This window comes from Vibrio sp. 1402, assembly GCF_033340275.1.
This window is the reverse complement of the sequence record NZ_JAWOWE010000004.1, coordinates 430577-449165: the sequence shown is the minus strand read 5'-3', so window position 1 is coordinate 449165 and position 18589 is coordinate 430577. Positions and strand designations below refer to the sequence as shown.

Here is an 18589-nt window from a genome sequence, read left to right as displayed (position 1 = left end):
TGAGTTTAAAAGCGAGGGAGTAATCGCGCTGAGTTCTTTTAGTTGTTGATTTCATAACACTCTCCAATTTTGGGGGTAGAAAGTGTCAACCTTATTTAGGACGGCACAAAGACAATAGAAAAAGGGATGGCTCAGCTCATCCCTTTTTATTCGTGTTAACCCGCTAGTATGTCGGTTGCGACTTTGTAGCTTGGGTCTTCCTTCACGTTAATTTCAACCAAGCTGCCAGCTTTGTCCAAAAGTTTACGACAATCTGGGCTTAGGTGACGAAGGTGCAGCGTTTTACCTTGAGCATTGTAACGCTCAGCCAGTGTTTCAATGGCTTCAATTGCAGAGTGATCAGTCACGCGAGAGTCTGCAAAATCGACAATCACATCTTTTGGATCTTCAGGCGCGTTAAACAACTCTAGGAAGTTAGCCGCAGAGCCAAAGAAAATAGGGCCGTGAATCTTGTACTCTTTTGAACCTTCCTCGTTTAAGCACGTGTCGGCATAGATGTGCTTAGCGTGTTGCCATGCAAACATTAATGCAGAAACGATAACACCAACCGCTACGGCAACAGCAAGGTCAGTAAGAACAGTAACAACGGTCACAAGAACAATAACGAAGAAGTCTTGCTTCGGTACGCGGCGTGCTAGCTTAAATGTTGCCCATTCGAATGTACCAATGACAACCATGAACATCACACCAACCAGAGCTGCGAGTGGGATCATTTCAATTAGCGAAGAAGCGAATAAGATAAACATCAATAGAGCGATAGCCGCAACGATACCAGATAGACGGCCGCGACCACCTGAGTTTACGTTGATCATCGACTGACCAATCATCGCACAACCACCCATTGCGCCAAACACAGAACACGTCATGTTTGCCATACCTTGACCGATACATTCGCGGTTAGATTGACCACGAGTGTTCGTCATCTCATCTAAAACTGTCAGTGTTAGTAGAGATTCAATTAGACCAATGGCCGCGAGAATGATCGCGTATGGAAGAATGATTTGTAGTGTCTCTAGTGTAAATGGTACCGCAGGAATAGAGAAGGTTGGTAGTGAACCTGCGAGTGTTGCAGCTTCATCACCAGACATTGTACGCAGGAAGTCAACAACAGTGCGAGTTTCCAGATCCAAGCCAACCACTAAAGCCGTCACCGTTACGATCGCAACAAGTGAAGAGGGTACAGCTGTTGTGATTTTTGGTAGAAAGTGAATGATTGCCATAGTCAGCGCAACCAAACCAAGCATTAGCAGCATCTGGTCTTGTGGTAGCCAAGTAAGCATGCCGTTGATGTCTGGCGCTTTAAACTGACCCAACTGAGCTAGGAAGATAACAATAGCCAGACCGTTCACAAAACCGATCATCACAGGGTGAGGTACGATACGGATGAACTTACCCAATTTAAACATACCAGCGGCAATTTGAAGAATACCAGCGAGCATGATGGCTGCGAATAGGTACTGGACACCGTGAGTCGCGACAAGCGAAACCATTACGACTGCCATGGCACCTGTTGCACCAGAGATCATGCCAGGACGACCACCGAAAATGGAAGTAATAAGACCAACGATGAATGCAGCGTAAAGACCGACCATCGGATCTACGCCTGCGACGAACGCAAATGCGACAGCTTCAGGAACCAATGCTAGCGCAACGGTTAAGCCTGATAGCACATCATTTTTTACGGAGTGCTTAGAAAATTGGGGAAATTCGAACATGTTTGTTTTTAAGTTCTCTTTGCAATGAGTTAAACCCGACACATATTCGTATTTGCACAAGCCACTGAGTGGTTGATTTCTAATCAAACATTGCAGTGTAAACCGTAGTATTAAAAGAGCAGCATCAGAATGGTGTCGAAAACTTGAGTCGGCGCATGCTACCGAAAAGTGTGATTAAGTTCAAGAATGATACGAATAATGGCGTACAAATGTGATCACGAATTGGTATTTATATGAACAATTTATTGGGCAAATATGAAGATAAAAAAGGCTACCAGATGGTAGCCTTTAATTTATTTATGCCGTTAAGCAGTTGAACGTAATGATTTAGCCTAGTTAAAGTTAGGCTTTGTCATCTCTGCCGATGCACGGTTTTTAGCCACTTGGCTACCAGCACCTTTAGCTTGGTAACGTTCGGTTTTGAACGGTGCTGCTGCAACCGTGATTTCGCGTAGCTCTTGAGGGCCAGGTGCTTTCGTCATCGGTGCGCTAGCGTTTAGCTTAGCCGCAACTTTAATGGCTTCGACTTTAGGCTCTGGTTTATCTACTGGCGCTTCGGCTGCAATCTCTTTTGCTGCTTCAACGATAGGCTCTTCAGCAGGTGCCGTTTCTACAATGACATCAACCGGTTCAGCATGTTCAGTTACAGGAGTTTCAACGATAGGCTCTACCGATGCTGTTTCTACTACTGCCGATTCAGCTTTTTCTGCGATTACTGTTTCAACAACAGGTGCTTCTACTACTGGAGCTTCCACTTTCGCTTCAACGGTTTCTTGAACCTTGTGTTCAACAACTGGCGCATCTGTTACGACAGGTTGCTCGCGACGAATAATCACTTTACCCATTGCCATTTCTGGACACGCAAAGCCACCTTGGATTGTAGGTACTGCTACTACAGCTTCTTCCTTAACTCGCTCTTCCTTCTTAGGTGCTGGTTTCGGAATGTAACGTGGCATTACTTTACCCATAGCCATTTCAGGAGAAGCGACACCTCCCTTACGTAGGCGGAACGGGTTAGGGCGGCGATCACGGCCACGGCGACGACGCTGGCCGCTTGCACGCAGGTGACGTGGCGAACGACGATTACGACGTTGCTTAGACTCTGCTTGCTTGTTGTCTTGCTGTGCCTCTACCGCTGCTTCTGTTGGCTTTTCAACTTTAGTTTCAACCGTTTCTTGAGTCTTAACCGCTGTTTCTTCGGCTTTCTTCTCAATAGCTTCTTGGTCCTTAACGCGTACAGACTTGTTCAATTTGCGACGTTGGCGGCGCTCTTTCACTTTTTCTGCTTTCGCATTTTGCTGCTTCGGTTTGCTCTCTTCTGGTTTTGTTTCAGTACGAGCTTCCGCTGCTAGCTGCAGACCTTTTTCCGCTACTTTTGCGTTTACTTTCTGCTCTTGGGCTTTATCTGCCTGTTGAGCTTTAGGTTTACGCTTTTGGTTACGGTTTTGCGGTTTATTTGTTTGTTGTTGAGCTTCGTTTTGCTCATTAGCCTGCTCATCACGAGGCTTACGACGACGTCGGTTATCGCGATTGTCGCGGTTATCACGATTATCACGATTGTCGCGCTGGTTGTTATTGCGACGACGATCGTTGCGATCACGCTTATTACGTCGATTATCGCGATTTGGTTTTTTCTCTTCCTGAGGTTTCTGTTCTTCTTTTGTTTCTTCAGAACCACCGAATAGGAAGCTACCAAGTGCTTTAAACAGACGGCTGAACAATCCAGGTTTCTCTTCTTGTTCAACGTTTTGTTCTTTCTTCTTCGCCTCAGGAGCTGGTTTAGCTGCTGGTGCAGGTGCGGTTTGAGACGGAGCAGCAAAGCCTTTAAGAACTGGCTCTTCAATTCGTTTTGGTTTTACGTCAACTTCCGCTGGCTCTTTACCTTCTGCTTCTTTCATTGCTTCCAGTTTCTTAGGAAGTAAGTAAGAAATCAGATCGAACTCTTCGCCTTCACGAACACGGATAACTTCAAAGTGCGGTGTTTCCATATCAGAGTTAGGAACAACCGTAATTTTCACTTCTTGAATGCGTTCGATATGGTTTACTGAACGACGTTTTTCGTTCAATAAGTAAGAGGCGATTGGCACAGGTACGACTGCAAGTACTTGTGCTGTGTTGTCTTTTAGCGCTTCCTCTTCAATTAAACGAAGTACAGAAAGTGCTAGAGATTCGTTGTCGCGAACGACACCTGTTCCGCTACAGCGAGGACAGATGTGATGGCTTGCTTCTGCAAGAGAAGGGCTCAAGCGCTGGCGTGACATCTCCAACAAACCAAAGCGAGAAATACGACCGATTTGTACACGAGCGCGGTCAAGGCGAACGGCTTCACGTAGACGGTTTTCTACTTCTCGTTGGTGACGAACTGGGGTCATATCGATAAAGTCGATAACCACTAAGCCACCTAAGTCACGTAGACGCAATTGGCGAGCAATTTCGTCGGCTGCTTCTAGGTTCGTGTTTAGAGCTGTTTCTTCAATATCGCCGCCCTTGGTTGCACGAGCAGAGTTGATATCGATAGACGTTAGTGCTTCAGTCGGGTCAATAACGATAGAACCACCAGATGGCAGACGCACTTCACGTTGGAAAGCCGATTCAATTTGGCTTTCGATTTGGTAGTGGCTGAATAGTGGAACTTCGCCTTCATATTTCTTAACGCGGTTAAGGAAATCAGGGCGCACCAATTGAATGTGCTCTTTTGCACGTTCGTAGATGGTGTTGCTATCAATTAAGATTTCGCCAATATCGCGACGCAAATAGTCACGGATTGCACGAACGATAACGTTACTTTCTTGGTGGATTAAGAATGGAGCAGGGTTAGAGTCCGCTGCACTTTTGATTGCACCCCAGTGGTTAAGTAGTACATTCAAATCCCACTCAAGTTCTTCAGCACTCTTGCCAACGCCAGCAGTACGTACGATTAGGCCCATGCCCTGAGGCAGTTCCAAAGTACTTAATGCGGCTTTTAGTTGAGTACGCTCGTCACCTTCGATTCGACGAGAAATACCGCCAGCACGAGGGTTGTTAGGCATCAGAACAAGGTAACTACCAGCAAGAGAAATGAAAGTAGTAAGAGCAGCGCCCTTGCTTCCACGTTCTTCTTTTTCCACTTGAACGATAACTTCTTGGCCTTCCGTTAGCACTTCTTTGATGCTTGGACGACCTTGGTAGGTGTAACCTTCAGGGAAATATTCGCGGGCAATTTCTTTGAGAGGGAGGAAACCGTGACGCTCGGCGCCGTAATCAACAAATGCGGCTTCTAAGCTTGGTTCGATACGTGTGATACGTCCTTTGTAGATATTCGCTTTTTTAGATTCATGACCTGGACTCTCGATATCAAGATCGAAAAGTCGCTGGCCATCAACCAGAGCGACACGCAACTCTTCTTTTTGAGTTGCGTTAATTAACATTCTTTTCATTGAAAATTCTCGTTGTCTTTTCTTTTATATCTTTCTTGTCGACTTGCCACTGTTTTTTCGCTCTTTCACGGTGCCTGATCCCATGGCTTGTATTTTGCAGCCTCCCGGCTGGAAGGGGATGCTCTCGGGCACTTCAGTCATCACAAGCCTCTTGTGGTTTCTGTTGGAAACGTAGACTTGTGACCCGCTATTTGGGCGGTAGGTACTCAACGTGAATATGCGAGGAGTAGGGTGGCAAGAGTGTTGAATTCGATGTGTCTCACGCCAATGCTGCACTCGACCTTCAACGATCTACTCACATTGCTTGAGGATAAATGATTGGTAATGAATAAAATGTAACCAAACCTTCCTTAGCAGCTGTGAACTATAGCAGTGCGCGTGGCTATCAGCAATCTGCTTTCACGCAAACGATAGAAAATTTGCCGCTAAACTCAAAATTTCTATTTTATAACTGGCTGTTTCATAAGCAATTGAGATGTGCAAACTGTTCAAGACAGAAAACAAATTGAGAACTTGATTGAGAGTTTTAATAATTTAAACAAAAGCTTGGCGAAATTTAGACCAGTATGTGCCACGGAGTGTTTCTTTTACGACAAGAATAATGTGAAGTCGCACGAAATTGAGTTTACAATACCGCCCATGAACGAAATAAGAACAAAAGTCCAGTTCGTCGATATCGACGAAGATATGGCGGGTCAGCGCATTGATAATTTTTTGCGCAACCAATTAAAAGACATTCCTAAAAGCATGATTTACCGAATTGTGCGTAAGGGCGAAGTGCGCGTAAATAAAAAGCGTATAAAAGCAGAGTACAAGTTAAAAGCAGGCGATCTCGTTCGTATTCCACCGGTGACCGTCGAGAAAAAAGATGACGATGTCGCACCAAGTACGAAACTTAACAAAGTCGCTGAGTTGGAAAATATGATTATCTTCGAAGATGATCATATGTTGATTCTAAACAAACCATCTGGCACCGCTGTGCATGGTGGCAGTGGTTTAAAGTTTGGTGCGATTGAAGCGCTTAGGGCTCTGCGTCCTCAAGCTCGCTTTCTTGAACTTGTGCATCGTATTGACCGTGATACTTCAGGGATTTTGCTGGTTGCTAAGAAGCGTTCTGCACTTCGTCACTTGCAAGCCCAGTTTCGTGAAAAGACAGTAAAGAAGTTTTACTTAGCTCTTGTCATGGGGCAATGGAAAAGCAGTTGTAAGGTTGTGAACGCGCCACTGCTCAAAAACGAAGTGAACAGTATTGTTCGTGTTAACCCTAATGGTAAGCCGTCAGAAACGCGTTTTAAGATTTTGGAAAAGTTCGAACAAGCTACATTGATTCAGGCGAGTCCGATTACTGGTCGAACTCACCAAATCCGAGTTCATACGCAATACACTGGTCACCCAATCGCTTGGGATGATCGCTACGGTGATCGTCGCTTTGACGCTTACACAGGTCAAGTTGGTTTAGATCGTTTGTTCCTACACGCGGCAAACATCAAGTTCCAACACCCATCAAATGATGAGTGGATGGAAATCAACGCACCGATGGAACCGAAACTAGAAAAAGTGTTGGCGGGTTTAAGAAACGCGTAACCATGTTTTCCTCGCGGATGCAAAAGGGAGCCTGTGGCTCCCTTTTATCGTATTTGGGTTAAAGGACATCGAGTCCTTGAACATGCAACATATCAATCAAATCAATCAATGGTAGTCCGACAAGTGTGTTCGGGTCTTTACCAACTAATTTCGTAAACAAGCAAATTCCCATGCCTTCGCTTTTAAAGCTGCCTGCGCAGTAAAAAGGTTCTTCCCTGTCGACGTAGCGTTTGATTTGTTCAAGCGTTAAATCTCTAAAGTGCACCTCGAAAGAATCAAAGCCGACTTCTGTATGGTTTGTGACGGTGTTATGTACCGCAAGACCAGTATAGAAAGTGATGACTTTTCCACTTTGAGCCAAAAGTTGATTTATCGCGTTATCTCTATTTAAAGGCTTGCCAACGATTTCACCATTAATGACACAAACTTGGTCACTGCCGATAACTAAACTTGCTTTATCCGTCTGGCAAGATATTGCTTTCTCTTGGGCCAGTCTCTGCACAAGTTCAGTTGGCGTTTCTTGGTCAAAAGGTGTTTCATCGCAATCAGGTGGTAAACAAACGAATGGTAGTGAGAGCTTTTCAAGCAGTTGTTTACGAAAAGGGGAAGTTGAGGCTAAAACCAGTTGGTAATTTTTCATTTTGAATTACAATTCGTGGGAGCATTTCCAATAGGATAATCGATCAAAAATGATTCTGGCTAATGCTCTGTATGTTAAGCGTAAAAAAGTACAACTTTTTTGCCTTTTTCTTTGACTAATTTTGATTTGGAAGATAATATTCGCGCCCTATGCAAAAGGTAAAAATACCGCGAACGGTTGACCCAGCTAAAGCTGCACAGAAACGATTGGATTACGATGGCATCATCCAAGCTAGTCTTTTCAAGCGCTTAGTGGAAACAACTGAAGGCGTAAAACGCGACGCAGAAGTCTCATTGTCATTTGGGATGGATGAACAGCGACTCGTTGTTATCTCTGGTAAAGCTAACATCGAAGTCGATTTAGAGTGTCAGCGTTGTAATGAGGTATTCGCACATGAGTGCGAAGTTGAATTCCTTTCTACTCCTTACTACGGTGAGAAAACAGAACAGGAAGCACCAGAAATTTATGATTTGGTAGATCTAAATGAATATGGTGAATTAGACCTCATACAACTTGTTGAAGACGAGTTCATCTTAGCATTACCTCAAATTGCGATGCACGATGAAGCGGATTGTAGCGTTGATTCAAATAACATGGTTTTTGGTGAGATTCCTGAAGAAATTGAGGAAGAAAAACCGAATCCATTCGACGTTTTGAAAAGTCTGAAAAAGTAATAGGTGTGGTAGCCGATTCTTCTTCAGGTTTTTAACCCAATAGTATAGGAGTAGGGTCAATGGCCGTACAGAAAAACCGTAAAACTCGTTCTAAGCGCGGTATGCGTCGTTCACACGATGCGCTAACTACAGCTGCTCTATCTGTAGACGCGACTTCTGGTGAAACTCACCTACGCCACAACGTAACTGCTGAAGGTTACTACCGTGGTCAAAAGGTTATCAACAAGTAAGGTTGAACCTTTGCAAAGTATTACCGTTGCACTTGATGCAATGGGCGGGGATTTCGGTCCACGCGTAACAGTGCCTGCCGCCGTGCAGGCACTGTCTCATTTCCCAGAGCTAAAAGTGATTCTTATTGGTGATCAATCTCTGATCACGTCTCAATTATCTCAACTCGGTACCTCGACCAGTTCTCGCTTGACTATTCTTCACAGCGAGAAAGTTATCTCGAACTCAGAAAAACCTTCATTGGCGTTACGTAATAGCCAAAATAGTTCTATGCGTATGGCTATCGATTTGGTTTCTGAGCAGAAAGCGGATGCTTGTGTTAGTGGTGGCAACACCGGTGCATTAATGGCACTATCGCGTTTCATTCTTAAGTTACTTCCTGGCATTGAACGTCCTGCTTTAGTTTCCGCTTTACCGACGATTACCGGAAAGCGTACTTGGATGCTGGATCTGGGGGCGAATGTATCGTGCGATGCTGATAGCTTGTTCCAATTTGCTGTAATGGGCAGTGCATTAGCTGAAGAACACTTGGGTCGTCCTCCTCGCGTTGCTGTACTCAATATTGGCGCAGAAGAGATTAAAGGTAACGATTTAGTCAAACGTTGCGCAGAAATGCTTTCTCAGACCGATGCGATTAACTTTGTCGGTTATATTGAAGGTAATCAAATTTTGCATGATGTTGCGGACGTCATTGTTTGTGATGGATTTGTCGGCAACGTATGCTTAAAAGCCAGTGAGGGAACAGCTCAACTTTTTATCGAAAAAATTAAAACCAGCATAATGGCATCAACGATAAAGGGTTGGATAGCTAGAAAGTTGTTTTCTAGGCTGTTTAATGAACTAAAAACACTGAACCCCGACCAGTATAACGGCGCAAGTTTGCTAGGATTGCGCGGCATTGTCATAAAAAGCCATGGAAGTGCGGATGTATCTGCGATTGTCAATGCACTTGGCGAGGCAGTACACGAGGTCAAACGACAAGTACCAAGCCGTATTAGCGATCGTTTGGAAGCGGTTTTACTCGAGAGGCATTATTAGTCTTCATGTATAGCAAAATTTTAGGTACTGGCAGCTACCTGCCATCTCAGGTGCGTACAAACGCAGATCTAGAGAAAATGGTAGATACAAGTGATGAGTGGATCGTTGCTCGCACGGGTATTAAAGAGCGTCGAATTGCTGCAGAAAACGAAACTGTAGCAGACATGGCATTCTACGCAGCTGAAAACGCTATCGATATGGCGGGTATTGATAAAAACGATATCGACCTGATTATCGTAGCCACAACGAGCAGTAGCCATACTTTCCCTTCATCTGCGTGTCAGGTGCAGGCAAAGCTTGGCATTAAAGGTTGTCCAGCTTTTGACTTAGCCGCTGCTTGTTCTGGTTTTGTGTACGCATTATCTGTTGCAGACCAACATATCAAATCTGGTATGTGCAAAAACGTACTTGTGATTGGTTCAGATGCTTTGTCTAAAACGTGTGATCCGACAGACCGTTCAACCATTATCCTATTTGGTGATGGTGCCGGAGCCGTTGTCGTAGGCGCTAGCCAAGAGCCTGGCATTATCTCTACCCACATATACTCGGATGGTCAATTCGGAGAGCTTCTAAGCCTACCTGTACCTGTGCGGGGGCAAGATGCGGATAAATGGCTTCATATGGCTGGGAACGAAGTATTCAAAGTCGCTGTCACTCAGTTATCGAAACTAGTAAAAGATACGCTTGAAGCCAACAACATGCATAAGTCTGAGCTAGACTGGCTAGTGCCGCACCAAGCGAACTACCGCATTATTTCAGCGACAGCGAAGAAACTTTCGATGTCACTAGACCAAGTCGTGATTACACTTGATAAACACGGCAACACATCAGCTGCGACTGTGCCGACAGCACTAGATGAAGCGGTACGTGATGGTCGTATTAAACGCGGTCAAACTCTGCTTCTTGAAGCGTTTGGCGGCGGATTCACTTGGGGCTCGGCCCTTGTGAAGTTCTAAGTTTCACAAGAATTCAAAATTTAAGGTGCACTTGGTGCATCTTATTTCTTTTTACTTTGCTTAAAGGAAAACAACATGAGCAAGTTTGCTATCGTATTTCCAGGTCAAGGTTCTCAAGCTGTAGGTATGCTTGCAGAACTAGGCGAACAATATGACGTAGTAAAACAAACATTTGCAGAAGCATCTGACGCACTAGGTTACGATCTATGGGCGCTTGTTCAAAATGGACCTGCAGAAGATTTAAACGAGACTTTCCGTACTCAACCAGCTTTGCTAGCTTCATCTGTTGCAATCTGGCGTGTATGGCAAGAACTTGGCTTAGAGCAACCAGCAAACCTAGCCGGTCACAGCCTAGGTGAGTACTCAGCACTTGTATGTGCGGGTGTTATTGACTTTAAAGAAGCCATCAAGCTGGTTGAATTACGTGGTCAACTTATGCAAGAAGCAGTACCAGCTGGTACTGGCGCAATGTACGCGATTATCGGTTTGGCTGCTGATGCGATTGCAAAAGCGTGTGAAGACGCAGCGCAAGGCGAAGTGGTCTCTCCAGTAAACTTTAACTCGCCTGGTCAAGTCGTTATCGCTGGTAGCAAAGACGCAGTAGAGCGAGCTGGTGCGCTATGTAAAGAAGCTGGTGCGAAGCGTGCGCTTCCTCTTCCTGTTTCAGTACCTTCACACTGTGCACTTATGAAGCCAGCAGCGGAAAAACTTGCTGTAGCTCTTGAGTCTATCGAATTTAACTCACCACAGCTGCCAGTTATCAACAACGTTGATGTGATTGCTGAGACAGATCCTGCAAAAATCAAAGATGCGCTTGTTCGTCAGCTACATAGCCCAGTTCGTTGGACTGAAACAGTTGAACTGATGCACGAACAAGGCGTAGAAAATCTTCTTGAGCTTGGTCCTGGTAAAGTTTTAACAGGTCTAACAAAACGTATCGTGAAAACGCTAACTGCAGCAGCAGTGAATGATATCGCATCGCTAGACGCTGCGAAGTAATCCATAAAGCGATAAATTTGCGATAAGAAAAGGAAACACAACATGATGAATCTAGAAGGTAAGATCGCGCTAGTTACCGGCGCAAGCCGTGGTATTGGCCGCGCGATCGCGGAACTTCTTGTCGAGCGAGGTGCTACGGTTATCGGTACTGCTACTTCTGAAAGTGGTGCGGCTGCTATCAGCGAGTATCTTGGTGATAACGGTAAAGGCTTAGCGCTTAACGTGACTGATGTCGAGTCTATAGAAGCGACATTAAAAACGATCAACGAAGAATTTGGTGTGATCGATATTCTGGTGAATAACGCTGGTATTACTCGTGACAACCTATTGATGCGCATGAAAGATGATGAGTGGAACGACATCATCGATACCAACCTAACGCCTATCTACCGCATGTCTAAAGCGGTTTTACGCGGTATGATGAAAAAACGTGCGGGTCGTATCATCAACGTAGGCTCTGTTGTTGGTACCATGGGTAATGCTGGTCAAACTAACTACGCAGCAGCGAAAGCGGGCGTGATTGGTTTTACTAAATCAATGGCTCGTGAAGTTGCGTCTCGTGGTGTAACAGTGAACACTGTTGCTCCTGGTTTCATCGAAACTGACATGACTAAGGCGCTAAATGATGACCAACGTGCGGCAACTTTGTCGAACGTGCCAGCAGGTCGTTTAGGTGACCCACGTGAAATTGCATCAGCAGTAGTTTTCCTTGCTTCTCCTGAAGCAGCGTACATTACTGGTGAAACTTTGCATGTAAATGGTGGCATGTACATGGTTTAATGCGACAGTTTATGCAAAATAAGCTATTTTACATTGTGAAAAATAGCCTATAGTTGCAGTTAACTGTCATGAACTTGTCATGCTTATGCGCAAGATTTGTGCATGATTTAAGTCAAAAATGTATTGAAATTCGGTTAAATTCGCTAATTTTGTGGTTTGACCAGCAAGGACCCCCTTGCAACTTTCAATAGTTCGAATAAACTACGGAATCATCGCATTAGGCGAAATCTGTAAAGGAAAAGAAAAATGAGCAACATCGAAGAACGCGTAAAGAAAATCATTGTTGAACAGCTAGGTGTAGACGAAGCAGAAGTTAAAAACGAAGCTTCTTTCGTTGACGATCTAGGTGCTGATTCTCTAGACACTGTAGAACTAGTTATGGCTCTAGAAGAGGAATTCGACACTGAGATTCCTGACGAAGAAGCTGAGAAGATCACTACTGTTCAAGCTGCAATCGACTACGTAAACAGCGCTCAGTAATTAGCTCTCCCAGGCGGTCTCCTAGACCGCCTGTGTTCTTTCTAACTTCTTCTATCCTCTCATAGAAATATTCAATTCCCGGAGAATTATATCGTGTCCAAGCGTCGTGTAGTTGTCACTGGCATGGGTATGTTGTCACCGGTAGGCAACACAGTAGAATCATCTTGGAAAGCCCTGCTAGAAGGTCAAAGTGGTATCGTAAATATCGAGCACTTTGATACTACGAACTTCTCAACTCGTTTTGCAGGTCTTGTTAAAGATTTCGATTGCACAGAGTACATGTCTAAAAAAGATGCTCGTAAGATGGACCTTTTCATCCAGTACGGCATTGCAGCGGGTATTCAAGCTCTTGATAACTCTGGCTTACAAATTACCGAAGAAAATGCGGCTCGAGTTGGTGTTGCTATCGGCTCAGGCATTGGCGGTCTTGACCTTATCGAAACTGGCCATACCGCATTAGTAGACAAAGGCCCTCGCAAAGTTAGCCCATTTTTTGTTCCTTCGACCATTGTAAACATGGTTGCAGGTAACCTATCTATCATGCGTGGTCTTCGTGGTCCAAATATCGCGATTTCTACCGCATGTACTACTGGCCTGCATAATATCGGCCATGCAGCACGTATGATTGCCTACGGCGATGCAGATGCGATGGTTGCTGGTGGTGCAGAAAAAGCTTCTACGCCTCTTGGCATGGCTGGCTTCGGTGCAGCTAAAGCGCTATCTACTCGTAATGACGAGCCTCAAAAAGCGTCTCGCCCATGGGATAAAGGCCGTGATGGTTTTGTTCTAGGTGATGGTGCTGGCATGATGGTGCTTGAAGAGTACGAACACGCGAAAGCACGTGGCGCGAAGATTTACGCAGAACTGGTTGGTTTTGGTATGTCTGGTGATGCTTACCACATGACATCTCCAAGCGAAGATGGCTCTGGTGGTGCACTTGCGATGGAAGCGGCGATGCGTGACGCTAACATCACAGGTACTCAAGTAGGTTATGTGAATGCTCACGGTACTTCTACTCCAGCTGGTGATGTTGCAGAAATCAAAGGCGTGAAACGTGCTCTTGGTGAAGAAGGTGCGAAGCAAGTTCTTGTATCTTCAACTAAGTCGATGACGGGTCACCTATTAGGTGCTGCTGGCTCTGTTGAAGCAATTATCACGGTTATGTCTTTGGTTGACCAAATTGTTCCGCCAACCATTAACCTTGATGATCCAGAAGAAGGTCTAGACATCGACCTTGTGCCGCATACAGCGCGCAAAGTTGAAGGTATGGAGTACGCTATCTGTAACTCGTTTGGCTTTGGTGGTACAAACGGTTCTTTGATCTTCAAGAAGTTCGCTGAGTAACACTATCTAACCTAATTTAGATAAGCGAAACTTGTATTCTAACGGCTCGATGCTTAGCATTGAGCCGTTTTGTTTTATTTGTTGTCTGCTAATTTGAAGGTACGTGAATGTTTTGGGTAAATGGAGTTCCGCAAACGCATGTAGAGCTAGGTGATCGCTCATTCCAATACGGTGATGGAGGCTTTACCACCATCCTGACCCAAAATGGAGAGTTGGTTTACTGGCAGGAACATACTGAGCGCATGAGTGCTTGCCTTGACGCTTTGAAGATCTCTTCACCTGACTGGAAAGTTGTGCATGATTGGGCAAGCAAAGCGGTTTTATCTGACGCACGAGCGGGGGTGAAGATTCACGTTAGCCGCGGTATTGGCGGGCGAGGGTATAGCCCTAATGGGATTGAAAGCCCTATCGTGACGATTTCCAATTTTGCGTTTCCTTCTCATTATTCATCTTGGCAAGAACTAGGTGTGGACTTGGGCGTTTGTAATACTCGTCTAGGGATTCAACCTTTACTTGCGGGACATAAGCACAATAACCGTTTAGAGCAGATTCTCGCCAAGGCTGAAATCGACAATACAGAGTTTGCAGATGCAATAACGTTAAATGTGCAAAACCATGTCATTGAAACTACAATGGCCAACCTTTTTTGGGTTAAAGGTAATAAAGTATTTACGCCGGAGCTGACCTTATCAGGCGTTACGGGCGTAATGCGTCGTAAGGTGCTTGAGTTACTTAAAGTAAGTCATATTGAAGTCATCGAGGGGCGTTTTATACTTCCAGATTTGCTGAGTGCTGACGAGGCTTTCATGTGTAACTCAATATTAGGTGTCGCACCTATTCGCAGCATAGTGACATCGAACTATAAGACTATATTTCCGATAGGAAAATTGACTCAACGACTGCAAGGGAATTTAACTACGTGATTAAAAAACTGTTGGCTTTTGTTGTGCTGATCGCAGTGATAGGCGCAGCAGCTGTTTTTTATATAATTTCACAGGCTAAACAATACGTTGAAAAGCCTATTCTATTGGAACAACCTCAGCTGTTTACTGTAGAAAGTGGTACAAGCTTTCATCATGTCATGCGCGCCTTAGTTGAAGATGAGGTGATTGAAACATCGGAGTACATCCGTTTAATTCCTCACTTATATCCAGAATTGTTGCAAGTGCGAGCGGGTACTTACCAACTTGAGCCTGGTATGTCACTTTCGCAAACATTGGAGCATCTGAATACTGGAAAAGAATACCAGTTTGCGATCACTTTTGTTGAAGGCAGCCGCTTTTCTGAATGGGTAGATCAACTAAAAAGTGCTCCTTATTTAAAGCATGATTTAACCGATCTTTCAGAAAAAGAAATGGCTGCGAAGCTCGGAATTGAGAGAGAAAAGCTAGAAGGGTTGTTTTTAGCAGAAACCTACCATTACACAGCGGGTGCGAGTGAAAGCCAGTTATTAAAACGAGCGCATCGAAAACTCAATAAAATACTCGACGCTAGCTGGGAAGCTCGTCAAGAAAAGCTGCCATTACAGGATAAATATGAAGCCTTGATTCTCGCGTCTATCATCGAGAAAGAGACGGCTATTGATTCTGAGCGTGAGCGCGTCGCTTCTGTGTTTATCAACCGATTGAACAAACGTATGCGGTTACAAACTGATCCGACAGTTATTTATGGTATGGGTGACGCCTACGATGGCAACATTCGTAAGAAAGATTTGCGTACGCCGACACCATATAACACCTATACCATCAATGGTTTGCCACCAACACCGATTGCGATGGCTGGTGAAGCCTCCATTGAAGCGGCTTTGAATCCAGAAAGCAGCAACTATTTATATTTTGTAGCAAGTGGAAAGGGCGGACATGTATTTTCGAAATCCCTTGCTGAGCACAACCGTGCTGTTCGTGCCTATTTAAGAGAACTAAGAAAGAACAAATGATGAAAGCAAACTTTATTGTCGTTGAAGGCCTAGAAGGCGCGGGTAAAAGCACTGCGATTAAAACCGTTTTAGATACGCTAAAAGCGGCCGGTATTGAGGATATCGTAAATACCCGTGAGCCAGGAGGCACACCGCTAGCAGAAAAAATGCGCGCTCTGGTGAAAGAAGAGCACGAAGGCGAAGAACTTAAGGACATGACGGAGTTGCTTCTTCTGTACGCTGCACGTGTTCAGTTGGTTGAGAACGTGATCAAACCAGCTTTGGAAAACGGTCAGTGGGTGGTTGGTGACCGACACGATATGTCGTCGCAAGCTTATCAAGGTGGTGGCCGTCAGATTGACGCATCGTTAATGAAAAATCTCCGGGATACAACGCTTGGTGATTTTAAACCTGCTCTTACTCTCTATATGGACATTGACCCTCGTGTTGGGCTTGAGCGTGCGCGTGGGCGTGGTGAGTTAGATCGTATAGAGAAGATGGATATTAGTTTCTTCGAGCGTACACGTGAGCGTTATTTGGAGATTGCTCATGCCGATCCTTCCATCGTTATCATTAACGCAGAACAGACGATTGAAGGCGTGTCGCGTGATATTCGGGACGCTCTAAACGAGTGGCTAGCTCGTCAATAAGTGAAACGTAAATTTAGGTGACTCATGTTAAATGATTATCCATGGCTACAGCCAATATGGGATAACCTCAAAGTAGGGTTAGAGTCGGACAGAATACCAGGTGCGCTTTTATTACAAAGCGAGCAGGGCTTGGGCATCGAAAAACTTATCGAGTTTTTTAGCCAAGCACTTCTTTGCCAAAATTACGCGAGTGAAGCATGCGGTTTTTGTCATAGCTGCCAGCTAAATCAATCTCAAAACCACCCTGATTTACACTGGATCAAGCCAGAGAAAGAAGGAAAGGCGATAACGGTGGACCAAATTCGCGCTTGTAACCGTCTTGCTCAGGAATCATCTCAGCTTAATGGTTACCGCCTATTTGTAATAGAATCGGCGGACTCTATGAACGAGTCGGCATCGAATGCGCTGTTAAAGACGCTAGAAGAGCCTGGGGAAAAGTGCTTGTTTTTGCTCGTTACCCACAATCAGGAGCGTCTGCTCCCAACGATTCGTAGCCGTTGTCAACACTGGGTTGTTGCGCCTCCGTCAGCGGAACAAGCAATGCAATGGATGCACGAACAAGGGGCGAAGCAAGTTCCTGCTTATGCCTTAAAACTGAATATGGGATCTCCAATAAAAACATTGGATGCGTTAAATAATGGTGAGCTCGAAGCTTACTTGGCTTTTGAACGCAGTTTTATTAAGGCAATGTCTTCGCCTGTTTCAGACGTTTCTGAGTGTGCTTCTTTAATCGCTAAACACTCAGAGCAATCATTAGACTGGGCATGGTATTTACTGACAGATGCTCAGAAAGCGCAGTTTGGTGTATCAGAAGCTCAAATGCTTCCGGGCGCGACAAAGTTTCAACCGGACAACTATAACGGTTTGTACTCATCAGCGAAGGCGCTGATGAACCTGAAAGCTCAGGTGCAAGCCTTTCCTGGCCTGAACCTTGAGCTACTATCAATGAATTGGTTAATTGAATCACGAGAGGCATTATGTTCGTAGATTCTCATTGTCATTTAGACAAATTGAATTACGACGATCTCCACATCAATGTGGAAGACGTTATTAACAAAGCTAAACAAGCAAACGTAACTGAGCTACTTTCTGTTGGAGTAACGCTGGATTCTTTCCCGAAAATGATGGAAATGATCGAGCCTTATGACAATGTTTATGCTTCGTGCGGTGTGCACCCACTTGATGTTGAAAGCGACTTTTCGATGGACGTATTGCGCCACCATGCGTCAAATGCAAAAGTCGTCGCTATTGGCGAAACGGGTTTAGATTATCATTACAAGCCCGAAACGGCCGCGTTACAGAAAGAGCGCTTTGAGCAACACGTTGATCTTGCAGTGGAGCTCAACAAACCTTTAATTATCCATACCAGAAACGCACGTGCGGATACTCTAGATATTTTGCGTAAGGGTGGGGCAGAGAAATGTGGTGGTGTTATCCACTGTTTTACAGAAGATCTTCCATTTGCTGAAGCTGCACTGGAGCTGGGGTTTTATATTTCTATCTCGGGGATTGTTACTTTCCGTCAAGCTACAGAGTTAAAAGAAGTGGTGAAGACTCTACCTTTAGAGAAGCTTCTTATTGAGACAGATTCTCCTTACTTGGCTCCTGTCCCTCATCGTGGCAAAGAGAATCAACCCGCTTACGTTGTCGAAGTCGCTTCTTATATTGCGCAACTCAAATCGTGCTCTCTTTCTGAAGTGGCACAAAAAACCACCGAAAACTTCCGAAATCTTTTTTTGCGATGAAAAAATAATAAGAGCATAAAAAAGGAGCTTAGGCTCCTTTTTTGTTGATAAAAACAACAGATACGCTCACGAGTTTAATGTTTACTAAAAATGTTGATTTAATAACATTCAAAAATCACAAATGTAATTTTGTTACTAAAAATAACATTGAGGCGTATTTTATTTACGCCTTAAAATTAATTATATAAATAATTAATTCTTTATAAAACAGTAATATAAGTGCAATGCAAACCTTTTCATCGGCTGTTTTTGGGTGTGATCCAAGACTTGTTTTGAAACTAAATTTCGTAACTGTGTGGAAAGTTTGAGGGTCATCAATATATATTTAGAGCCGGAAAATATAATGCAGTTGTGGTTACATTTTCATTGGGTGCTAACCTTTAGGCTACGGGGGTGTGCCGTTAGTGCCCAAATAATACTTATAA

17 protein-coding genes are annotated in these 18589 nt (G+C 44.5%); 14 read left to right on the top strand and 3 right to left on the bottom strand.

The genetic code is table 11. The features are described from left to right. Window positions 1–155: 155 nt before the first annotated feature. Together R7044_RS11060 and rne are read right to left on the bottom strand one after the other, a co-directional pair. The gene (locus tag R7044_RS11060) at window positions 156–1715 is read right to left on the bottom strand and encodes a SulP family inorganic anion transporter (protein ID WP_005380840.1); all 1560 of its coding nucleotides are present in this window, start codon (window positions 1713–1715) and stop codon (window positions 156–158) included. A gap of 332 nt (window positions 1716–2047) precedes the next feature. After that, window positions 2048–5131 carry a ribonuclease E gene (rne, locus tag R7044_RS11055; RefSeq protein WP_225455572.1) on the bottom strand — a complete coding sequence of 1028 codons (3084 nt, stop codon included), beginning with the start codon at window positions 5129–5131 and terminating at the stop codon, window positions 2048–2050. A 639-nt stretch (window positions 5132–5770) separates the two neighbouring features. Between rne and rluC the strand changes: the two genes are divergently transcribed. After that, window positions 5771–6715, top strand: a complete 945-nt coding sequence (gene rluC / locus R7044_RS11050; RefSeq protein WP_021033985.1) for a 23S rRNA pseudouridine(955/2504/2580) synthase RluC — start codon at window positions 5771–5773, stop codon at window positions 6713–6715. A gap of 58 nt (window positions 6716–6773) precedes the next feature. Here rluC and R7044_RS11045 read toward each other — a convergent pair whose 3' ends face one another. Then, window positions 6774–7355, bottom strand: coding sequence for a Maf family protein (locus tag R7044_RS11045; RefSeq protein ID WP_064377074.1), 582 nt, complete (start codon window positions 7353–7355; stop codon window positions 6774–6776). Window positions 7356–7504: 149 nt separating this feature from the next. On the opposite strand from R7044_RS11045, the gene yceD reads away from it, so the two are divergent. From yceD to R7044_RS10980, 13 genes are all read left to right on the top strand, one after another. Beyond that, window positions 7505–8029 (top strand): 23S rRNA accumulation protein YceD, encoded by a 525-nt coding sequence (yceD, locus tag R7044_RS11040; RefSeq protein WP_005387307.1) that lies wholly within the window; start codon window positions 7505–7507, stop codon window positions 8027–8029. Window positions 8030–8088: 59 nt separating this feature from the next. Further along, window positions 8089–8259: a 50S ribosomal protein L32 gene (gene rpmF / locus R7044_RS11035; protein ID WP_005396978.1), complete on the top strand. Its 171-nt coding sequence runs from the start codon at window positions 8089–8091 to the stop codon at window positions 8257–8259. A gap of 10 nt (window positions 8260–8269) precedes the next feature. Further along, window positions 8270–9295: a phosphate acyltransferase PlsX gene (gene plsX / locus R7044_RS11030; protein ID WP_017633846.1), complete on the top strand. Its 1026-nt coding sequence runs from the start codon at window positions 8270–8272 to the stop codon at window positions 9293–9295. A gap of 5 nt (window positions 9296–9300) precedes the next feature. Then, window positions 9301–10251: a beta-ketoacyl-ACP synthase III gene (locus R7044_RS11025; RefSeq protein WP_017821385.1), complete on the top strand. Its 951-nt coding sequence runs from the start codon at window positions 9301–9303 to the stop codon at window positions 10249–10251. A gap of 75 nt (window positions 10252–10326) precedes the next feature. After that, on the top strand, window positions 10327–11250 hold the full coding sequence (fabD, locus tag R7044_RS11020) for an ACP S-malonyltransferase (protein WP_205390958.1): 924 nt from the start codon (window positions 10327–10329) through the stop codon (window positions 11248–11250). A 45-nt stretch (window positions 11251–11295) separates the two neighbouring features. Next, entirely contained in the window at window positions 11296–12030 is a 735-nt protein-coding gene (gene fabG / locus R7044_RS11015) for a 3-oxoacyl-ACP reductase FabG (RefSeq protein WP_031781117.1), read from the top strand. 246 nt (window positions 12031–12276) lie between these two features. Then, on the top strand, window positions 12277–12510 hold the full coding sequence (gene acpP, locus R7044_RS11010) for an acyl carrier protein (protein WP_004406112.1): 234 nt from the start codon (window positions 12277–12279) through the stop codon (window positions 12508–12510). A gap of 93 nt (window positions 12511–12603) precedes the next feature. After that, window positions 12604–13854, top strand: coding sequence for a beta-ketoacyl-ACP synthase II (fabF, locus tag R7044_RS11005; RefSeq protein ID WP_033905745.1), 1251 nt, complete (start codon window positions 12604–12606; stop codon window positions 13852–13854). 107 nt (window positions 13855–13961) lie between these two features. Beyond that, window positions 13962–14777 carry an aminodeoxychorismate lyase gene (gene pabC / locus R7044_RS11000; RefSeq protein ID WP_064377075.1) on the top strand — a complete coding sequence of 272 codons (816 nt, stop codon included), beginning with the start codon at window positions 13962–13964 and terminating at the stop codon, window positions 14775–14777. Beyond that, window positions 14774–15790, top strand: a complete 1017-nt coding sequence (gene mltG, locus R7044_RS10995; protein ID WP_005372950.1) for an endolytic transglycosylase MltG — start codon at window positions 14774–14776, stop codon at window positions 15788–15790. Before pabC ends, mltG begins: the two co-directional genes overlap by 4 nt. Continuing rightward, window positions 15787–16419, top strand: coding sequence for a dTMP kinase (gene tmk, locus R7044_RS10990; RefSeq protein ID WP_005387350.1), 633 nt, complete (start codon window positions 15787–15789; stop codon window positions 16417–16419). The genes mltG and tmk overlap by 4 nt, the downstream gene beginning before the upstream one ends. Window positions 16420–16443: 24 nt before the next feature. Then, the gene (locus R7044_RS10985; protein ID WP_064377077.1) at window positions 16444–17406 is read left to right on the top strand and encodes a DNA polymerase III subunit delta'; all 963 of its coding nucleotides are present in this window, start codon (window positions 16444–16446) and stop codon (window positions 17404–17406) included. Next, window positions 17397–18164 (top strand): TatD family hydrolase, encoded by a 768-nt coding sequence (locus R7044_RS10980; protein WP_005372957.1) that lies wholly within the window; start codon window positions 17397–17399, stop codon window positions 18162–18164. Before R7044_RS10985 ends, R7044_RS10980 begins: the two co-directional genes overlap by 10 nt. Window positions 18165–18589: the final 425 nt, after the last annotated feature.

Bases quoted from the DNA above. Each gene is read 5' to 3' on its own strand.
- R7044_RS11060 (WP_005380840.1), bottom strand. From the start codon at position 1,715: ATGTTCGAATTTCCCCAATTTTCTAAGCACTCCGTAAAAAATGATGTG.
- rne (WP_225455572.1), bottom strand. From the start codon at position 5,131: ATGAAAAGAATGTTAATTAACGCAACTCAAAAAGAAGAGTTGCGTGTC.
- rluC (WP_021033985.1), top strand. From the start codon at position 5,771: ATGAACGAAATAAGAACAAAAGTCCAGTTCGTCGATATCGACGAAGAT.
- R7044_RS11045 (WP_064377074.1), bottom strand. From the start codon at position 7,355: ATGAAAAATTACCAACTGGTTTTAGCCTCAACTTCCCCTTTTCGTAAA.
- yceD (WP_005387307.1), top strand. From the start codon at position 7,505: ATGCAAAAGGTAAAAATACCGCGAACGGTTGACCCAGCTAAAGCTGCA.
- rpmF (WP_005396978.1), top strand. From the start codon at position 8,089: ATGGCCGTACAGAAAAACCGTAAAACTCGTTCTAAGCGCGGTATGCGT.
- R7044_RS11025 (WP_017821385.1), top strand. From the start codon at position 9,301: ATGTATAGCAAAATTTTAGGTACTGGCAGCTACCTGCCATCTCAGGTG.
- fabD (WP_205390958.1), top strand. From the start codon at position 10,327: ATGAGCAAGTTTGCTATCGTATTTCCAGGTCAAGGTTCTCAAGCTGTA.
- fabG (WP_031781117.1), top strand. From the start codon at position 11,296: ATGAATCTAGAAGGTAAGATCGCGCTAGTTACCGGCGCAAGCCGTGGT.
- acpP (WP_004406112.1), top strand. From the start codon at position 12,277: ATGAGCAACATCGAAGAACGCGTAAAGAAAATCATTGTTGAACAGCTA.
- pabC (WP_064377075.1), top strand. From the start codon at position 13,962: ATGTTTTGGGTAAATGGAGTTCCGCAAACGCATGTAGAGCTAGGTGAT.
- tmk (WP_005387350.1), top strand. From the start codon at position 15,787: ATGATGAAAGCAAACTTTATTGTCGTTGAAGGCCTAGAAGGCGCGGGT.
- R7044_RS10985 (WP_064377077.1), top strand. From the start codon at position 16,444: ATGTTAAATGATTATCCATGGCTACAGCCAATATGGGATAACCTCAAA.
- R7044_RS10980 (WP_005372957.1), top strand. From the start codon at position 17,397: ATGTTCGTAGATTCTCATTGTCATTTAGACAAATTGAATTACGACGAT.